Origin of the sequence: Paenibacillus physcomitrellae (genome assembly GCF_002240225.1) — a bacterium.
Classification (GTDB): Bacteria; Bacillota; Bacilli; order Paenibacillales; family Paenibacillaceae; genus Fontibacillus; species Fontibacillus physcomitrellae.
On the sequence record NZ_CP022584.1, the window covers coordinates 2,034,176 to 2,051,450 of the forward strand.

Below are 17,275 nucleotides of genomic sequence, written 5' to 3' on the forward strand. Positions count from 1 at the left end.
TGGATGAGATTTACCCTTTATATAGTTATAGTAAGAGAAAGCCGCGAATTTGTAAAAAAAGTCACACCGGCTCAAACGGCTTCGCCTCTCGCTTCTGCACCTCCTTGAAGCAAAAAAAAGCCCCGCAATGCGGGGCATAAGAAATTTGGCTTCAAAGCCTATACAAATAAAGGCTGGTGCCTCTTATTAATCCCGGTCCGTCAGCCTCCTGCGCCAAGGTGTTCCCAGCTTCGGCAGCGCCCAGCGGTCAAGCCCGTACCAGCCCGCCACCTTCCAGGCCATTACGAGCCAGGTCGCCAGCACAAACAAAATCGGATTGGTGCTGAGCGTACCGGCGAACAAATAGCTGACATTCATTACTCCTCCAAAAAATGCTGCAATCCCGGTTAATAAACCTACAATCAATCCGATCCCGACAAGCACTTCACCGAATGCAACCAGATAGGAAAAAACTTTGGCGTTCGGCAGAACAAACTCCCTCAGAAAGGAAGCGTACCATCCGGTTACGTCGGCATGTTCCCCGCCGGCCTCTGCTTTGGTGAGCGCCCCCTGCAGAAAACCCGATAACCCGGTTCCGGCCTTGGAGCCGACCCAGGCATCCGAATTCACTTTCTCCCAGCCCGCCGACAGCCATTCATAACCGACGTATAAACGGATAATCAGCCAAATCCAGGCGGAACGTGTGCTGGAGAACAGAAAACGCGACACCGGATTTTCAGGAACGATGATTTCCTTGCCATACAAAGGATTACTTTCAGATGGTTTACTCAAAGTGAATTTCTCCTTTCTTCTACTGCTCATTTTTACATTATCCGGAGAGGCAGCAGCCATTATACACCGGATGGAAAAATAACACAGACTCTCTTCTGACAAAAAGACCGATTCTCCTTCTTTCTAAAAGAATTTCGATTTCCTTGTTTTACTAAAGTTAGGGATTGACGGAATAAAGAGGTCTGACTATGATAGATTTATCACATTGCAATTGATAATCATTATCAAATAAACTTACATATAAAGGAGCTCGATTATGAACATACGTTATGCCTTAGCTTTTACCGCTTTAGCAGCTGTTCTGGTGACTGCAGGCTGCTCAAGTAACACTAATAATGCAGCTGGCAGCACGCCAGCTGCCGCTAATTCCACTAATGCCGCTAACTCGGCAGCAGACACTTCTGCCGCAAACTCAGCAACTACTTCCCCTTCCGATGCCTCTGCCGTCGACTTGACCGCAGCCATCGACAGCTACAGAGCTTACGTCATTCAGGAAACGGACGCCCTGGTGAAAGATACCGGCTCATTTGTCGACGCGATCAACAGTGGGAAACTTGAAGAAGCCAAACAGCTGTATGCACCAGCCAGAATGCATTACGAGAGAATCGAACCGATTGCCGAAGCTTTAGGAGATCTGGATCCAAACATCGACGCACGGGACGGAGATGTAGAGCCTGCTGAATGGCGCGGCTTCCACCGGCTGGAGAAAGCGCTGTGGGAAGACAAATCGACGGATGGCACCAAAGAGTTTGCTGACCGTCTGCTAAGCGACACCAAACTGCTTCGGGCTAAAGTCGAAACCGTAGAGATTGATCCTTCCCTGCTCGTTACGGGAGCCGTCGAACTTCTGAATGAGGTGTCCACCTCCAAGGTGACGGGCGAAGAGGACCGCTACTCGCGTACGGATCTGTATGATTTCGCGGCAAACGTTGAAGGCGCTCAAAAAATTTATGAGCTGCTAAAACCAAGCCTGGCCGACAAAGACGCCGAGCTGAACCAGAAGATCGCTGACAGCTTTAAAGTATTGCAGGATGAATTAAACGCCTATGCCAAAGACGGCGGGTATGTCTCTTATGACGTGCTTAAGGAAGACGAAGTCCGCAAATTAAGTCAGAACCTGGACGCGCTCGCAGAACCGCTGTCTCAAATGGGTACTTTACTGGGAGTGTAATCTAATGAAGAAGAAGTTATCTGAAAACACTATAAGTCATAATGAAACCGGGACGTCTGACAAGACGCCCGGTTCTCTGCTGAATAAACCTGTAAGCCGCCGGGATATTTTGAAAATGGCTGGCGTAGGCGGCCTTGGCCTCCTGCTGGGCGGCGGAGCGGCCGGAGCTTTGTTTTCCAGTACGCAGGCCATTGCGCGCCGCAAAAAAGTATTGAATGCCGGCAGGTCCGACCGGACGGTTTATCCCTTTTACGGGAAACATCAGGCAGGCATTATTACCCCTTCGCAAAACTTCATGTGTTTTGCTTCCTTTGACCTGACTTCAACCCAACTGGACGAAGTGAGGGCTTTGTTCAAGAAATGGACCACGGCGGCAGCCAGCATGACGCAAGGCCTGATGCTCGGCGACGAGCCCGCCAACACCAATCCTAATTTGCCGCCAGCCGACACCGGGGAAGCGGCCGGGTTGATTCCTTCCAAAACAACGATTACCTTCGGCGTAGGCCCTTCCTTCTTTGACAGCCGGTTTGGTCTGGCCGGCAAACGCCCGGCAGCCTTCCCGGATCTGCCAAAGTTCCGGGGCGATGCCCTGCAGTCTGAATGGTGCGGCGGGGATGTTGGCGTTCAGGTATGCGCCGATGATCTGCAGGTCGCTTTCCATGCCGTACGCAACCTGGCCCGAATTGCCAGAGGTACGGCCGTGCTACGCTGGACGCAGGAAGGCTTCCAGCGGACAACGGCCGCTGAACCGTCTTCAGGCACTCCACGAAATCTGATGGGTTTCAAAGACGGAACCGGGAATCCCGATGTCAATGACGAAGAGCAGATGAAGCAGGTCGTTTGGGTTCAGCCGGAAGACGGCGCTCCATGGATGGCCCAGGGAAGCTACATGGTTGTGAGACGCATCCGCATGCGTCTTGAGGTTTGGGATCGATCCACCCTGGATGACCAGCAGCAGACCTTTGGGCGCTACCGCGACAGCGGTGCTCCGCTTGGGGCTCATAACGAATTTGATCCGCTCGATTTCAGCGCTAAAGACGCATCGGGGAATCCGGCTATTCCCGTGAATGCCCATTCCCGCCTTGCCCATATGGATGGCAAAACCAAGCTGCTGCGCCGGGCCTATTCGTACTCCAGCGGTTTGGATCTGAAAACGGGCCAGCTGGATGCGGGTTTATTCTTTATCTGCTTCCAACGGGATATTAGAAAGCAGTTTGTCGCGATGCAGGAAAGACTAGCAGCCAGTGATAAGCTAAACGAATATATCTCCCATATCGGCAGCGCCAGCTTTGCCTGCTTCCCGGGTGCAACCGAAGGCGGATATATCGGGGACCAGCTCTTTTAGATAACGAATTCCAGGCAGAAAGAAGGATTCATATGAACGAACAGACACAGGACTGTGCAGCGGATCGCTCGGAACCTGGCAGAGCTGTGCGGTACAACCCATCGAGACAGGCTTTTATTAAGCATCAAATAGATAACGTAACCTGTAAAAGCTATAAAAGATCTAAAAGATCGATTCTTAAGCCGTTCATAGGCCTTCTGCTGGCAGCAGCGTTGCTTCTTGCTCCGCTCTGGCTCACAGGGGCCGAAATCCCTGCATATGCTTCAGATCCAAACGACCAGGCTGTGCTGGATACCCTGCTTCCGCTCGTCGGCGGTGCGCTTGTTGCAGCGGGGAGCGAAGAATGGCCGGAAGCTTCCAAAGAGCTTTCCCAGTTCCGTTCCGCGTGGCAGACCCTGTCCGTACCGGATGATTTCAACAGCCGGATCACCTCGGAGGCTGAAGCTGCGGAGAAAGCGGTCAATTCCCGGGATAAAGACGGCGCTTCCCAAGCCTTGTCCGTTCTCGCGAAGGACGTCAATGCTTATCTGGATACGGCCAGCGGGAGTGGAGCAGCCCAGGGAGAAGCAGCTGCGGCTTCGGCCGCGGATGCCGGCAAACAATCTGCCGGAGACCTGCTGACTCTAAGCGGCAAAGTCGCCAGCGATCTCGAACAGTCCGATCTGGAGTCGGCCAAGCGGGATTACAAAGCGGTCACCGATGGATGGACCAAACTTGAGAACCCGATCCGCCAGGCTCATTTCAGCTTGTACAGCAAGCTGGAGACAAAGATGAGTCTGGTCCGGGTTGCGCTGCAGGCTGAACCCGCCAAAACGGACCAGGCTGCCGCCGAGCTGGCCGAGATGAATGCCATGCTTCAGGATTATTTGGACGGCAAGCTGGACGGGGTACAAGAGGAAGCTCCGGCCGCCGGAAGCGCTTCTCTGGCAGACGCCGTCACCTTGCTGCATAACGCCTCGGCGCAGATTGATTACGCTGATGCGGCCGGTGCCCAAGACAAACTGGAACAGTTTGTTGAAATGTGGCCTTCCGTGGAAGGCGCGGTCTCGATCTCTTCTCCTTCGGCTTATCAGAATACGGAAAACCGGATGACGGAAGCCCTCGGTTACCTGGCTTCTAATCCTCCGGCCACGGATAAAGCCCAAACGGTGATCGGACAAATGCTTGACGAGCTTGAACCGATCTCTAAGGTGACTTCTTACAGCGCCTGGGACGCTGCGCTTGTTATGCTCCGCGAAGGACTGGAGGCCATTCTGGTTGTAGCGGCCCTGCTGGCCTTCGCCAAGCGGGCGAACAACCGCCCGGCCCGCAAGTTCATATGGTCCGGAGCGGTAACCGGCCTCGTGCTCAGCGGTCTTCTGGCCGTACTGCTCACCTTCGCCGTCTCCCAAGCCGCCTCAGGAAGCACACGGGAGCTGACGGAAGGCCTTACAGGCCTGTTCGCAGTAGTCATGATGCTGACGATTGGCGCCTGGCTCCACGGCAAATCCAGCACGAAGGCATGGAATGCGTACATCTCCAAGCAGGTTGGCGGGGCTATTGCCCGCGGCAGCTTGTGGTCGCTGTTTACGCTTTCCGGATTGGCGATCTTGCGCGAAGGAGCTGAGACGACGATATTTTATATCGGAATGGCTCCTTCCATCTCGCCGGCCGAGCTGGTTCTGGGCATCGCCGGCGCTTTGGCCGCACTGGTCGTATTGGGCTACTGCATCATCCGGTTCAGCAGCAGGCTGCCGATCCGGCCATTTTTCCTGACGGCTACCGTATTGATCTATTATTTGGTGGTTCGTTTTCTTGGCGAAAGCCTTCACGCCCTGCAAATTGCCGGCAAGCTGCCCGCACACAGCGAAAGCGGACTTCCGACCGTTGGCTGGCTGGGCGTTTACCCGACCTGGGAGACCATTATTCCACAGGTGCTGCTGGTCGCCTGGATTGTTTATTCCTTTACACGGCGGCCGCATGGACAAAAGCCGGACAGCGGACATCAGGCTCCAGCCATTTAGAACGTGCAATAATAACAACAAAAAAAAGGAAGAGAGCGCAGATACGCTCCTTCCTTTTTTTGTTGTGAGAAAAAAATCCCCTCCGCTCTGCACCGAAAGCCGTTTACCGGCTTATCGGGCGCTGAACAAGAGGGGGGACGATTATTTTTTCAGCCAAGGTGGTTTGTCCATTACCGATAATTTCTCGACGATGTTAACCAGGCTCTCCACTTCGGATAACTCCAGTTTCTCCAAATACCATTTGACGATTCGGATCGACTTCTTCCGCCCTTCTTCCATCGCCTGATTCCCGCATTCCGTCAAGGAAACCAATACGGCTCTCCGGTCTTCCTTGTCATGACGCCGCTCAACAAATCCATTCTGGACAAGCCGGTCGAGCATTACGGTAATAGCACTCGGCTTGACCTCAAGAGCATCCGCCAGGTCGCTGACCTTGCACGGCCCTTTACGGTAAATGTAAATAAGCATGTGGAACTGCGGGCCGGTAAGCCCAAGCTCTTTATGGCGCATAATATCATTTTCTATTTGCTTAAACGTTTTGGTCCAGCCTTTTTGCAGCCGTTCGATATAATGATCCAATTCTACCTCCACGGTCTGCCCCCTCTCTACTGCCTGTAGCCAAAGCAAGCTATATTATAAATTTAACCTAACTAATGCGATATCTCAATGCTTCTGTTAGTATCGGCCTGTATGAACTCCCCTATTCGGCGGGCAAAACTACAAGCAAAGGGTTGCATCGCTGATGAAAATGCACTAAGATAATCTTGAAAATTATTTTCATCATATATTAAATTAAATAGAAAATTATTTTCTGAATGTAAAAACGGGAAGGTGAACGATATTTCGACGGTTTCTACTCCTATCCTGCATGCGGTGCAGGAGCATCTGCCGCAGCTTTCCCAGCAGGAGCGCCGGATTGGCGAATATATTCTGGCTTCACCGGCCTCCGTTGTCCATTTGGGTATCACGGAGCTGGCCGATCAGTGCGGCGTTAGTCCTTCGACGGTTACCCGCTTCTGCAAAGCTTTTCATTTTAAAGGTTATCCCGATTTCAAAATGAAGCTGGCCGGCGAGCTCGCTCAGAAACCGGCACAAAACGCCTATCAGGATGTGATTGCCGGCAATGACCTGCGAACCATCGCTTCAGCCATGGAGGCCAACCATTTAGCCTCGATCGCCGATACGACCCGGCTGCTTGATATCCAGCAGATCCAGCAGGCCGTTGAGGCTCTGTGCGGAGCCGGACGAATCGACCTTTACGGGGTGGCTACATCATCCATCGTCGCCCAGGATTTCTATCAGAAGCTGGTGAGGATCGGCAAGAACTGTACAGCCTTTGCGGACTCGCACATGCAGATCACAGCAGCTACTACTTTGAATAAAGGCGATGTGGCTGTAGCTGTCTCCTATTCGGGAGAAACGCCGGAAACCATTGCGGCACTCAAATGCGCCAAAGACAGCGGGGCTACAGCGATCTGCCTGACTCATTATGGCAGCAGCTCTCTAGCCTCTCTGGCCGATATTCCGCTGTTCTCTTCCTCCCTTGAGGAGGGCATGCGCCGCGGCGATATGGCTTCGCGTATTGCCCAGCTTCATATTATAGACATCCTGTTTATGGGGATGGTCAGTTCCCGGTTTGAGGATTACGTTCCCAAGCTGGAGCATTCTTATCATAATGTCCGAAGTTACCGCTAAAATCATTTTTGGAGGAATTCAGTGATGCCAAACATTATCAAAGCGCAAAACGAAGAGCAATTTAACGACATCGGGGCAGGTATTGTTGCCAGCCTTCTGCAAAGCAATCCCAAAGCCCTGCTTGGTTTAGCTACAGGCAGCTCGCCTGTGGGCGTGTACGGTCGCCTTGTTGAGCTCTATAAAGAAGGTTCTGTAAGCTTTGCCCAAGCCCAGAGCTACAATCTGGACGAATACGTGGGTTTGCCGTCCGATCATCCGGAAAGCTACCGCCGGTTCATGAATGAGAAGCTGTTTAATCTCGTAGACATTCTTCCGGAAAATACTCATGTGCCTATGGGCTCTTCGCCTGATCCCGAGAAAGCGGCTGCTGAATATACGGAGCTTCTGCAGCAGGCCGGACGGCTGGATCTGCAAATTCTCGGCGTAGGGTTAAACGGCCATATCGGCTTTAATGAACCTGCCAGTGAGCTGCATGGCTTCACTCATGTCGTCACGCTGGATGAAAGCACGCGCCAAGCCAATGCCCGGTTCTTCTCCTCTATCGACGAGGTTCCGACCCAGGCCATTACGATGGGCATCGCTTCGATTCTGCACGCCAAGCAGATTTTACTGCTCGTCAGAGGCGCCGAGAAAGCCGAAGTTATCTCCCGCGCTCTTAATGGTCCTGTTACGACACATTGTCCGGCTTCGCTGCTGCAGACACATCCCAACGTCATCGTGCTGGTCGATCAGGAAGCGGGGCGTCTGCTTTGATGAACCGTTCCTTTGTCATTACTAACGGTAAGATTGTTACCCCAACCGGGATTATTGAAGACGGATCCGTAGCCGTTGAGAACGGCGTAATCACTTTTGTCGGCTCTGCATCTGCAGTCAAACACACGCTTGCTTCCTATCCAGAAATTATAGATGCGGACGGCAAATATGTGCTTCCGGGCTTTATTGATGTTCACGTGCACGGCGGAGTCCATCATGACTTTACCGGAGCTGACCAGCAGGGAATCGAGGCTATTACCCGTTTCCACTGCTCTCAGGGAACAACGGCCATGCTGGCCACGACCATGACCGCCCCGCGGGATGTGCTGAATCAGGTGTTAGAGGAAGTCCATACCTTTAAATCGGGTGAGATGCCTTATGCCCAATTGGAAGGCGTGCATCTGGAAGGGCCGTTCATCAGCCCGAAATGGCCAGGAGCGCAAAATCCGGAGCATATCGTTAATCCGAACCGGGCCTGGATCGAAGAATGGGAAACCCGTTATCCGGGGCTCATCAAGCAGGTTACCTTCGCTCCGGAGCGCAATGGAGCTTTGGAACTGATTGCTTATCTCCGCAAGCAGGGCATTGTTGCTGCCGCAGGTCATACCGATGCAACCTATGAGGAAATCATGACGGCAGTGGATGCCGGGCTTCATCATGCCGTGCATACCTTTAACGCCATGACGCCAATGCATCACCGCAAGCCGGGGACAGCAGGTGCTCTTCTAAGCTCGCCGCAAATGAGCGCCGAAATCATTGCCGATGGCATCCATGTTCATCCGGCGGTCATTTCCGTATTGGCAACCGTCAAGAATAACCATAATCTGGTTCTGATCACGGATGCCATGTCGGCTGCCGGGCTTGGAAACGGCGATTATATGATCGGTGATCTTCCTGTCGTGATGAAAGACGGCGTATGTACGCTGAAGGACAGCGTGGGCACCTTGGCTGGCAGTACGCTGACCATGATCCGCGGATTCCGGTTCCTGGTTCAGGAAGTAGGCCTAAGCATCGAACGCGCTTCGGAAGCAGCCAGCGGCAATCCTGCTAAACTGATCCGGATCGCTGACCGGACCGGCTCGATCGAAACCGGCAAACAGGCTGATCTGCTGCTTGTCGATGAACAATTAGAGCTGCAGACCGTTTGGGTAAAAGGTCTTCAACACGAAGCTTAATCGCTTAATCCTGCATTAGATAAGGCTGATTTAACAAGAAAAGAGCATTCCTACGCTTGGCGCGAATGGAATGCTCTTTTTTTGTCATGCTAAGATTAACGGTTCGGATTCATATCAAACCGGTTGTTGTTGTTATTCGTTGGGTTCGTATTAAAGATACCCGTATTGCCTGTATTCGTACGTCCCATATTTCTTAAACGTTCAGGGAACAGGTTGTCGATCATGCCTGCCAAATCGTTGGTTACGTTACGGGCACCGTTCGTTAACGGATTGTTGCCCAATGTTGTTCCACCGCCCGTGTTGAAGCTGCCAAGCTGGTTTACGAAATCGGCATTGTCCGAGATATAAACCTGCTGGATCTGCGGGGCTGAACGTTTAATTGTACGTTCAATTTGGCTGCGGACGTCGGCTGGAATTGTGCTGGCGTTATTATTCGTGCCGTTATTCGTACCATAAGTAGTGTACCCTCTTCCAGCACCTGCGCCATGAGGCATGTTATCAGCCTGTGCCCCTAATCCCCCGCCCAGTCTGGAACCGTCATAGATCGTTCCGGGATTCGGATTATATCTGCCTGCCGGATTGGTACCGCCGCTTAAGTTACTGGTGAAGTCGAGTCCGCGAGCAGCACCCGCGACGCCATTTGGACGGTAGTCGCTTCCGCCTGGGTTAACTCCTTGTCCCATCGAACGTCCAAGCGTTGAGGTACGGCCCGTGACGTTGCCGGTGCCCAGAGCGCCCGGTCCCCGTGTACCGAGGGTTCCGTTAGGCACACTCAGGTCATTCATTGACCCTGTTCCGTTGCCGGAAGCACGAGTACCGCCCAAAGAAGGATTGGTGCCGTTTAAGTTAACAGCAACAAAGGCTTCATTGCCGGAAGTCATGACATGGGCAGTACGAACACTGCCAATCTCCATAACCTTTTTACTCAGCACTTGGCTGTACTTCATGTTCCGCAAGTTATCCCGGCCCTGATCGTTAGAATTGATATTCAAACGATGAGCGGTTTGATTTTTCACTCCTTGCGTACCAACCTTATTGTTTTGACCGCAGCCGGTCAGGCCAAGCATACCGACTACAAGAGCTGCTGACAAAGACAAACCCAAAGTTTTTGAAGCTCGCATAAATGGTCATTCCCCTTCCATTAAGCATAATGAGTGACAGCTATAGAATGACCTTTATAAAGATGTAGTATCCAGAAAGAATTTAGCATTTGCCCGGCACTTGACCACACCTTGGCAGACGCCTTGACGTACCTTATAGAAGCTTGTTGACCGTCAAATTCCAAGGTTAGAGGTGAATGGGCCGTTGAAAATTTTATTTACGTTCTTTATTCCAAGCGGCGGGGTGGAAACGCTGAACCGGATGCGCAGCAGAGTTCTGCGCCAGCACGGTGTTGAAGCCCATCTGCTGTATAATCAGGCCGGAACGGGTCTGCAAAATATTTCCGACATTCCGGTGTTCATCACGAACTCGGATGCGGATCTAAGGGCCATCGTCCAACAGCAGCAGTATGATGCCGCCATCGTGACCTCCGATTTCACGATGGCTTACCGTCTACGCCAAGCCGGGTTTACCAAACCTATCCTGTTTGAAGCCCAGGGCTTCGGTATGTGGAAGGATGCCTATTTGACCGTTCTGGAATCGGAGCCTTTCGTCAAGCATTTCACTAATGGCATTCTGATGCCGCCTACCGCTCATCTGACCGAGTTGTTTGATCTTCTCTGCCCGGATGTGCCGAGATATGTCATTCCGAATATGATTGATCTCAGCCGTTTCCCCAAGCTGGATGTACCGGCTCCGAAGAATCCGATCGTAGCCTGGATTGGCAGATTGGAACCCAATAAAAACTGGTCGGAGTTTATGTTTATCTGCTACGGACTGCTGCAGGTTAAACCTGGCTTGCAGATCCGGATGTACACGGATGAGACGCTGGCCGCTCCTGAAGAGCGCAATGCCTTCTACGGGCTGATTGAGCAGCTGAACCTGACCGGAAATCTCCATACCTTGCACAGTGTGCCAAATGATCAGATGCCTTATCATTACTCGTTGATCAGAGCCTCAGGCGGCATGGTGATTTCCACCTCCAAAATGGAAGGCTTCGGCTATGCGGTCGGAGAGGCCATGGCCTGCCGCTGTCCTGTGCTGAGTACAGATTCCGACGGGGTGCGGGCTTTTATTGTGCCGGACGTTACCGGCACCTTCTATCCGCTGGGAGACATAGCTTCCGCCATCAGGAAAGCTCTTCGTCTAATGGAGGATACAGCGCTTCGCCAGCAGATGACCGAAGCCGCATACCGGCATCTGCAAACCCAATTGTCACCGGACGCCTATGCCACTTCTTTGATCCAAACGCTTTATGCTTTGGGGAGTTAAGGAAGGAAAGGAATACCTTTTTGTTCTATGCAAACTATATAAAAGCATCCCGCTAAGCTAAGCAAAAAAGCACCCCGCTAAGCGGGATGCTTTTTCTTCTTTATATGAAAATGCCGTCATCAAGAAGCCGTCCACTCGACATTCAGTTCGCTCCACATGCCCATGATTTCTCCGGAAGCGTCCCGGAATACAATGCGGATCGAAGCGTGGCGCTGCAGATGAATGCTTGTCGTGATGACCAGCAGCATCGGCTCATAAATCCCCATATTCCGGATATGCATCACGGAACCCCGCTCGTGGCAGGGAGCTACTTGGGACACAAACTGAAATACGGTATTCCCGTTCACTAACCCCAATATACAAGCGTCAAAAGGCTCCACTCCATTGTTGGCTACAGCTACGTCGATCAAATGAATCGGTCTCGCAAACGGAGCCATCTCACTCATAATGAGCGTCTGAAATCGCGCCACCCGAACCACCTCTTCTTCAGCTTGTTCGGGTCAACAGCACCTGTACCGCATGTTCAAAATCGGCGGCGCTTTTGTCCCAGGTGAAATGATATGAATCGGCTTGGCCTGTAGCGGCAAGCTGTGAACGAAGCACAGGATCTACAATCAGGCGGGAAATGTCTTCACCGAGCCGATTCTCATAGCGGTAAGACATCAGGCAATTGACCTCGGGACGGCAATAATCGGCATTCCCGCCTGAATATAAGGTGACCAAAGACGCACCACAGCGCATCGCTTCCAGCCCCGGCAGGCCGCCCGCATCATAAACGCTTGAACTGACAAAGATATCCGTCATGTTGTACAGATATCTCAGTTCCGTATCATCCGCCGGCGTAACGATCCGGAACAAACCGTTTGCTCCAAGCTGCTGCAGCTCCGGTGACCCTTCATATTCCGCCGGCGGGCAGATAAGGTTAATATCCACGTCCGGGTACTGATGTTTAACTCTTGCCAGCTCATACAGCAAATATTCCTGATCCCTGTGCCAGGAGAAGCTTGGGGTTACACTGCGGACAACAGCCGTAATACGAAGACCCGGAGCAAGCTGATTCCGGAAATTCATATTATGGAAAAAGCTGCTGACGCCCACAGGCACAATCATGCCGCCGATCCCATGAATGATTTGAATCAGCTGCTGCTCCCAGCGCGACAAAACGAGCAGATGCTCCGTCATAGAATAGGTAGGAAAAGAGGCAAAGTTGTCGCTTAGAAAAACAGGCTCGTAACATAAGGCTAACCGGACATGAACCCCTTTGCCCTGGGTGCTGGCTTCGGCCGCCGGATATACGGTTGTGTAGAAATTGGATACGATCACATCCGCATTTGGAAAATCTTCAGCCTTCAGCACACTTTGCTCCACCCGGTGCACCCTGGACGATATGGCGTATTCAACCACACCCTGAGCCGGCATGACGAGGGTAACCTCGTGGCCTCTTGCCGACAGCCAGTTCGTCAGTTCGGCAAGCATCCGCTGCGCCCCTCCCTGGCATAAAGTCAATACGGGAAAAGTAAAACGCATCTTAAGCCCCCTCCTCCTGATCGGTTAACGCTATCCTCATTTATCTTTAATGATTTTGTACGCAAGAATCGCATCCACCGGAGGTGCATTCTCGCCGAAAGCCGCACGGAAGGAAGCATTTTGGGCGTTATGAAAACCTTTAAGCACGATCACCCTGTATCCGCGCTGCATGAACTCTTCCGGCTCCCAGCCGCTTTGATGAGTTTGGAACTTCTCGCCCTTCAGCCCGTAGTTATCCAGACTTTCCTGTGGAAAGAATCCTCTCGGCGTAAAAATAACCACCCGCTGCCGGGCAATTTTCTCGGCGGCACTCAGCACTTTCCGCGCATCCCCCTTGGAAAGATGCTCAAGCGAATCAATCAGCGCGACAGCATCGACGGACCGCGGCATCAGCAGCGAACCGATTTGACGGGCATCCGCCACAATCGGCAGCACAAAAGCCGAGGTTTTGCGCAGATTCTCCAGATAAGGACGATGAATATCCATAGCCACAATGATATTACAGTCATAATGGTCCCACAGGAGGCCCAATCCGCAGCCAACATCCAGCACGGATCCGCAATAACGGAACTGCTGCCGGAGCAGCGAAATGAAATTGGCGTTGTAAACTTCCTTATACAGGTTCAAGCTTTCCTCCCCCTTTCGCCTTTTGGGCTTAACGCAGCCCGCTGCGCCAGTAAGCAACAATATCTTGAACCGACTTCTCCCAGGATACGGTTGGCTTAAATCCCAGCTTGATGAGCTCCTCAGGCCCCTGCATCTCCTCTGACGAAGGAACCGGAGAGGCATCCCCTTCTTCTATCGTTACAGGAACTCGGGCCAGGCGGCTGAAGCTGTCCGCGGTTTCCCGCAATGTGCGTTCCCTGCCTGAGCAAATCGGATAAATTACGCGGCTTCGCCCAACCTTGAGCAGAAGCTCATAGGCCAGAACCGCGTCCCTTATATCCAGAAAATCACGGCGTTCAAGGCCCGAGGACAAGCGGAACGGGCGGCCGGTGTAGGTCTGCTCTTCAGCCGCAATGTGTTTGGCAAGCAGAGCGCAAATGCCCGTTGAAGGGCCGGGGCCGACCAGATTTGCCGGTTCACCGATAATGACCTCCTGCCCGAACAGCTGCCCCCAGCATAAAGCCGCCATGCCGCCAAGCGACTTGCTCAGCCCATAAGGGTGGTTCGGAACCGGATGATCGGTCAGTTGAAACCGGAGACGGGAATGGGCTACGACCACTCGGCTTTGTTTCCCGCTCTTGCGCAGCGCCTCCAGCAGATAGAATACGCCCATCACATTGGTTTCCATATAGTCGATAGGCTGCTCCCATGACTGCTTGACGGCGTTCTTCCCGCCCAGATGCAGCACATGATCCGCCTGCGCCTTATCAACGAGCTTCCGTACGGATTCATAATCCTTCAGATCGCAGACCACATATTTGACGCCGGGTACAGCCTCAAGCCCTTCCAGACTCCGGACCGCCCCAACCACCTCATACCCCTGCCCGGCGAAATGCCGGCAGGCATGACGGCCGGTAAAGCCGGCCGCCCCGGTAATCAGAATCGTTTCTTTAGCCATGCTGCTTCATCCACTCTGCCAATTCGGACAACATCGCCTCGTAATCAGGCAGATCGAAAGCCACGTCACTGCGGGTAGAAACAAGCGTACGATCAAGTACGGTTGCATCCTCCGGTAAAATGTTCACGTCCTGTTTGTTCCAGACCTTCTGCATCAGCTTCAGCAGGTCATGTTTGCTGACCTTCTCCGGATGCGCCAGGTGAATCAGTCCGGACAACGGCTGATCGAGCACCTCCTCGATCACCTTCGCCAGCTGAAGCGTCGTAACGCCGTTCCAGAGCACCTTTTGATAGCCGTGAACTTCCCCGGTCTGCCCCAGAAACCATTCCATCAGACCGATTCCATCCCTCCGGATTTCAGGTCCTATGATGGAAGTACGAATGGTCAAATGCCGCCCTTCCTTAACCTCGCCCAGCGCTTTGGTCAGCGCATATTTCGAAACCCCGTCGGGCTGATCGTGTTCGGTATAGGAACCGCGGTCGCCGAGAAACACACAGTCGGTGCTGATATGAATCAATCTAGCCCCGTAACGGTCCGCCGCCCGCTGAAGGCGATGCGGCAGCAAACCGTTGATTTCATAAGCTCCGATTACATCGCGTTCGGCAAACTGGTTCAGCACGCCAACCGCGTTGATGATGACATCGGGACGAACAAGCGCGACCGCCTGTTCCACCTTCCCGGGGTCCTGGACATCCAGCAGAATCCCGCCGTTATCGGCTGCATCACGTGTCGTATAGAAAACGTGATGGGAAGCGGACTCCCGGAAATATTGCACAAGTATATGCCCGGCCATTCCGTTCCCGCCAAAAATTAAAAGCTTCATTCAAGGAACCCCCCTCGAACGAGGATCTCCTTGATCTCCTTTTTATCCATCAGATTTTTATCCGAGCTGAAGCTGCTGAAGGAAACAAGCGGGTAGGATTTATAACGGTCTTTCAGGTTTGGAATGTCCAAGGTAGGCAAAATGACCAAATATTCGTTATCATAAACGACCGTTGACAGACTTTCGAAATCGCTCATCAGAATTTCGTGGATTTTCTCGCCCGGGCGGGTTCCTGTTTCGATGATTTCCACGTTGTCGCGTCCGGAGGCTTCAATCAGCACTTCCGCAAGATCCACAATGCGGCAGGTCGGCATAGTCATGACGAAGATTTCCCCGCCAACGCTTTCCACCGAAGCTTTAAACAGCAGCTTGATCGCATCCGGAAGAGTGAGGAAGAAACGTGTCATATTCATATCCGTAATGCGAACCTGGCCTTTGTTTTTGATTTGATTCATAAACAGATGGACCACGCTGCCGTTTGTGCCCAGCACATTTCCGCCGCGTACACAGACGAACTGTGTATCTGAAGGCAAGAGATTAGCGTATACAATCAGCTTTTCGCCGATGGCTTTGGTCATGCCGTAGAAATTCGATGGATTCGCCGCTTTGTCGGTCGATATATAAATGACCTTCTTGACATGATTCTCAACCGCAGCTTCAATTACGTTCTGTGTGCCAACCACGTTGGTTTTCAGCGCCTCATAAGGCTGGTCTTCACAAACCGGCACATGCTTCAGCGCAGCTAAGTGAAACACATAATCGACATTTTTGCAGGCAGCCGTCAAAGCTTCCCTGTCCCGGATATCGCCGATTCTAAAGGTTAATCTGTGATCCTCAAACGCGCGGCTCATGGCCACCTGCGTCGACTCGCTGCGGGAATAAATAATGATTTCCTTCGGATTTTGCGGCAGCAGCTGCTTGATCAGCTCATACCCCCAGGATCCGGTACCGCCTGTCACCAAAATAACCTGATTATTAAACATGCATTTTCCCTCCAAGCAAAAATTTGACTACCTTCTGCGATACATGCTCGGTCAAATAGCCGCCGGGAACTTCCCAGTCCGTATCGCTTGCCGTCATGATCCGTACCGCCTTGGCGATGGCTTGGGCGTCCAGCCCCGAAACGATATTGCTTCCGCAGTCCACCGTCTCCGGACGCTCCGTCGTCTTGCGCAGGGTTACGGTTGGAACATGCATGATGCAGCATTCCTCCTGCACCGTCCCGCTGTCCGTCAATGCGCATTTGGCATGGCGTTCCAGCTTCACGAAGTCAAAGAAGCCAAAGGGCTCATGAAATTGCACAAGCTTATGCATGGCGAGGTTGAAATCCTTCCCCATCTTCGATTTGGTGCGCGGATGCAGGCTGCAAATTAAAGGAAGCCCATATTCTTCAGCTACGGCGTTCAGGCCTTTCATAATTTCCAGCAGATGCTCGGGACGGTCCACATTCTCGGCGCGGTGAGTCGTAACCAGGAAATATTCTCCGGGCGCAAGACCGAGCCGGCCCAGAACATCGCTGGCCTCCACTTGAGGTTCAAAATGCTTCATGACCTCATAAATCGGATTGCCTGTGAGCACAATCCGGGGCCCCGGCACGCCTTCCCGGATTAAATGCTGTTTGCTTTGTTCGGTATAGGGCATGTTGATACTGGAAATCGCGTCGATGACTTTGCGGTTCTTCTCTTCGGGAACGTCAAGGTCAAAGCAGCGGTTCCCCGCTTCCATGTGAATGACCGGAATCCCCATCCGTTCCGCCAACACCGCACAAAGTGCGCTATTGGTATCCCCGAGCAGCAGGACCTTGTCGGGGCGTTCGTTATTCAGAATGTCCTCCATCCCTGCGAACATGGCCGCAAGCTGCTCTCCAAGCGAGGCCTGCCGGTCCTGAAGCACATAATCGGGAGCACGCAGACCCAGCTCGGAGAAGAAAACGCCGCTTAGTGAAGCCGTAAAGTTCTGGCCGGTATGAACAAGAATATGCTGATCTGCAAAGCGGTCCAGAAGGGGGATAATTAAACTGAGCCGGATAATTTCAGGACGTGTCCCCAGGATCGTCATGATTTTCATTATGTCAA

Annotated in this window: 17 protein-coding genes; 7 read left to right on the forward strand and 10 right to left on the reverse strand. The window is 52.6% G+C overall.

The window, feature by feature from the left end:
• Positions 1–186: 186 nt before the first annotated feature.
• Entirely contained in the window at positions 187–771 is a 585-nt protein-coding gene (locus tag CBE73_RS09225; RefSeq protein WP_229752627.1) for a DoxX family protein, read from the reverse strand.
• 256 nt (positions 772–1,027) lie between these two features.
• Here CBE73_RS09225 and efeO point away from each other — a divergent pair, with 256 nt between their 5' ends.
• From efeO to CBE73_RS09240, 3 genes are read left to right on the forward strand one after another with little or no spacing between them, the layout of a single operon-like run.
• The gene (efeO, locus tag CBE73_RS09230; protein ID WP_094093984.1) at positions 1,028–1,942 is read left to right on the forward strand and encodes an iron uptake system protein EfeO; all 915 of its coding nucleotides are present in this window, start codon (positions 1,028–1,030) and stop codon (positions 1,940–1,942) included.
• Between the two features lie 4 nt (positions 1,943–1,946).
• Positions 1,947–3,287 (forward strand): iron uptake transporter deferrochelatase/peroxidase subunit, encoded by a 1,341-nt coding sequence (gene efeB, locus CBE73_RS09235; RefSeq protein ID WP_094093985.1) that lies wholly within the window; start codon positions 1,947–1,949, stop codon positions 3,285–3,287.
• 32 nt (positions 3,288–3,319) lie between these two features.
• Complete coding sequence (locus CBE73_RS09240) at positions 3,320–5,290, forward strand: FTR1 family iron permease (RefSeq protein ID WP_094093986.1); 1,971 nt, start codon at positions 3,320–3,322, stop codon at positions 5,288–5,290.
• A gap of 141 nt (positions 5,291–5,431) precedes the next feature.
• Here CBE73_RS09240 and CBE73_RS09245 read toward each other — a convergent pair whose 3' ends face one another.
• A complete protein-coding gene (locus tag CBE73_RS09245; RefSeq protein WP_229752626.1) occupies positions 5,432–5,881 on the reverse strand; it encodes a MarR family winged helix-turn-helix transcriptional regulator in 450 nt (149 codons plus the stop codon).
• 240 nt (positions 5,882–6,121) lie between these two features.
• On the opposite strand from CBE73_RS09245, the gene CBE73_RS09250 reads away from it, so the two are divergent.
• Genes CBE73_RS09250 through nagA form a run of 3 tightly spaced genes read left to right on the forward strand, consistent with a single transcriptional unit; the run spans position 6,122 to position 8,913 of the window.
• On the forward strand, positions 6,122–6,985 hold the full coding sequence (locus CBE73_RS09250) for a MurR/RpiR family transcriptional regulator (RefSeq protein ID WP_373286360.1): 864 nt from the start codon (positions 6,122–6,124) through the stop codon (positions 6,983–6,985).
• 24 nt (positions 6,986–7,009) lie between these two features.
• The gene (gene nagB, locus CBE73_RS09255) at positions 7,010–7,738 is read left to right on the forward strand and encodes a glucosamine-6-phosphate deaminase (protein ID WP_094093987.1); all 729 of its coding nucleotides are present in this window, start codon (positions 7,010–7,012) and stop codon (positions 7,736–7,738) included.
• Positions 7,738–8,913 (forward strand): N-acetylglucosamine-6-phosphate deacetylase, encoded by a 1,176-nt coding sequence (gene nagA, locus CBE73_RS09260; protein WP_094093988.1) that lies wholly within the window; start codon positions 7,738–7,740, stop codon positions 8,911–8,913. The genes nagB and nagA overlap by 1 nt, the downstream gene beginning before the upstream one ends.
• A gap of 95 nt (positions 8,914–9,008) precedes the next feature.
• On the opposite strand, the gene CBE73_RS09265 is transcribed toward nagA, so the two are convergent.
• The gene (locus CBE73_RS09265) at positions 9,009–10,034 is read right to left on the reverse strand and encodes a YhcN/YlaJ family sporulation lipoprotein (RefSeq protein WP_094093989.1); all 1,026 of its coding nucleotides are present in this window, start codon (positions 10,032–10,034) and stop codon (positions 9,009–9,011) included.
• Between the two features lie 184 nt (positions 10,035–10,218).
• Here CBE73_RS09265 and CBE73_RS09270 point away from each other — a divergent pair, with 184 nt between their 5' ends.
• Positions 10,219–11,286 (forward strand): glycosyltransferase family 4 protein, encoded by a 1,068-nt coding sequence (locus CBE73_RS09270; RefSeq protein WP_094093990.1) that lies wholly within the window; start codon positions 10,219–10,221, stop codon positions 11,284–11,286.
• A gap of 119 nt (positions 11,287–11,405) precedes the next feature.
• Here the strand turns inward: CBE73_RS09270 and CBE73_RS09275 are convergent, their stop codons facing one another.
• From CBE73_RS09275 to wecB, 7 genes are read right to left on the reverse strand one after another with little or no spacing between them, the layout of a single operon-like run.
• On the reverse strand, positions 11,406–11,732 hold the full coding sequence (locus CBE73_RS09275; protein ID WP_174704690.1) for a hypothetical protein: 327 nt from the start codon (positions 11,730–11,732) through the stop codon (positions 11,406–11,408).
• A 40-nt stretch (positions 11,733–11,772) separates the two neighbouring features.
• Positions 11,773–12,813 carry a glycosyltransferase family 4 protein gene (locus CBE73_RS09280; protein ID WP_094093992.1) on the reverse strand — a complete coding sequence of 347 codons (1,041 nt, stop codon included), beginning with the start codon at positions 12,811–12,813 and terminating at the stop codon, positions 11,773–11,775.
• 36 nt (positions 12,814–12,849) lie between these two features.
• Positions 12,850–13,440: a class I SAM-dependent methyltransferase gene (locus tag CBE73_RS09285; RefSeq protein ID WP_174704621.1), complete on the reverse strand. Its 591-nt coding sequence runs from the start codon at positions 13,438–13,440 to the stop codon at positions 12,850–12,852.
• Between the two features lie 28 nt (positions 13,441–13,468).
• Positions 13,469–14,377, reverse strand: coding sequence for an NAD-dependent epimerase/dehydratase family protein (locus tag CBE73_RS09290; protein ID WP_094093993.1), 909 nt, complete (start codon positions 14,375–14,377; stop codon positions 13,469–13,471).
• Entirely contained in the window at positions 14,370–15,200 is an 831-nt protein-coding gene (locus CBE73_RS09295; RefSeq protein WP_094093994.1) for a dTDP-4-dehydrorhamnose reductase family protein, read from the reverse strand. Before CBE73_RS09295 ends, CBE73_RS09290 begins: the two co-directional genes overlap by 8 nt.
• Positions 15,197–16,183: a polysaccharide biosynthesis protein gene (locus tag CBE73_RS09300; protein ID WP_094093995.1), complete on the reverse strand. Its 987-nt coding sequence runs from the start codon at positions 16,181–16,183 to the stop codon at positions 15,197–15,199. Before CBE73_RS09300 ends, CBE73_RS09295 begins: the two co-directional genes overlap by 4 nt.
• Positions 16,176–17,267, reverse strand: coding sequence for a non-hydrolyzing UDP-N-acetylglucosamine 2-epimerase (gene wecB / locus CBE73_RS09305; RefSeq protein ID WP_094093996.1), 1,092 nt, complete (start codon positions 17,265–17,267; stop codon positions 16,176–16,178). Before wecB ends, CBE73_RS09300 begins: the two co-directional genes overlap by 8 nt.
• Between the last annotated feature and the right edge of the window lie 8 nt (positions 17,268–17,275).

Bases quoted from the DNA above. Each gene is read 5' to 3' on its own strand.
- CBE73_RS09265 (WP_094093989.1), bottom strand. From the start codon at position 10,034: ATGCGAGCTTCAAAAACTTTGGGTTTGTCTTTGTCAGCAGCTCTTGTA.
- CBE73_RS09295 (WP_094093994.1), bottom strand. From the start codon at position 15,200: ATGAAGCTTTTAATTTTTGGCGGGAACGGAATGGCCGGGCATATACTT.
- CBE73_RS09275 (WP_174704690.1), bottom strand. From the start codon at position 11,732: ATGAGTGAGATGGCTCCGTTTGCGAGACCGATTCATTTGATCGACGTA.
- CBE73_RS09240 (WP_094093986.1), top strand. From the start codon at position 3,320: ATGAACGAACAGACACAGGACTGTGCAGCGGATCGCTCGGAACCTGGC.
- efeO (WP_094093984.1), top strand. From the start codon at position 1,028: ATGAACATACGTTATGCCTTAGCTTTTACCGCTTTAGCAGCTGTTCTG.
- nagB (WP_094093987.1), top strand. From the start codon at position 7,010: ATGCCAAACATTATCAAAGCGCAAAACGAAGAGCAATTTAACGACATC.
- CBE73_RS09300 (WP_094093995.1), bottom strand. From the start codon at position 16,183: ATGTTTAATAATCAGGTTATTTTGGTGACAGGCGGTACCGGATCCTGG.
- CBE73_RS09290 (WP_094093993.1), bottom strand. From the start codon at position 14,377: ATGGCTAAAGAAACGATTCTGATTACCGGGGCGGCCGGCTTTACCGGC.
- efeB (WP_094093985.1), top strand. From the start codon at position 1,947: ATGAAGAAGAAGTTATCTGAAAACACTATAAGTCATAATGAAACCGGG.
- CBE73_RS09280 (WP_094093992.1), bottom strand. From the start codon at position 12,813: ATGCGTTTTACTTTTCCCGTATTGACTTTATGCCAGGGAGGGGCGCAG.
- nagA (WP_094093988.1), top strand. From the start codon at position 7,738: ATGAACCGTTCCTTTGTCATTACTAACGGTAAGATTGTTACCCCAACC.
- wecB (WP_094093996.1), bottom strand. From the start codon at position 17,267: ATGAAAATCATGACGATCCTGGGGACACGTCCTGAAATTATCCGGCTC.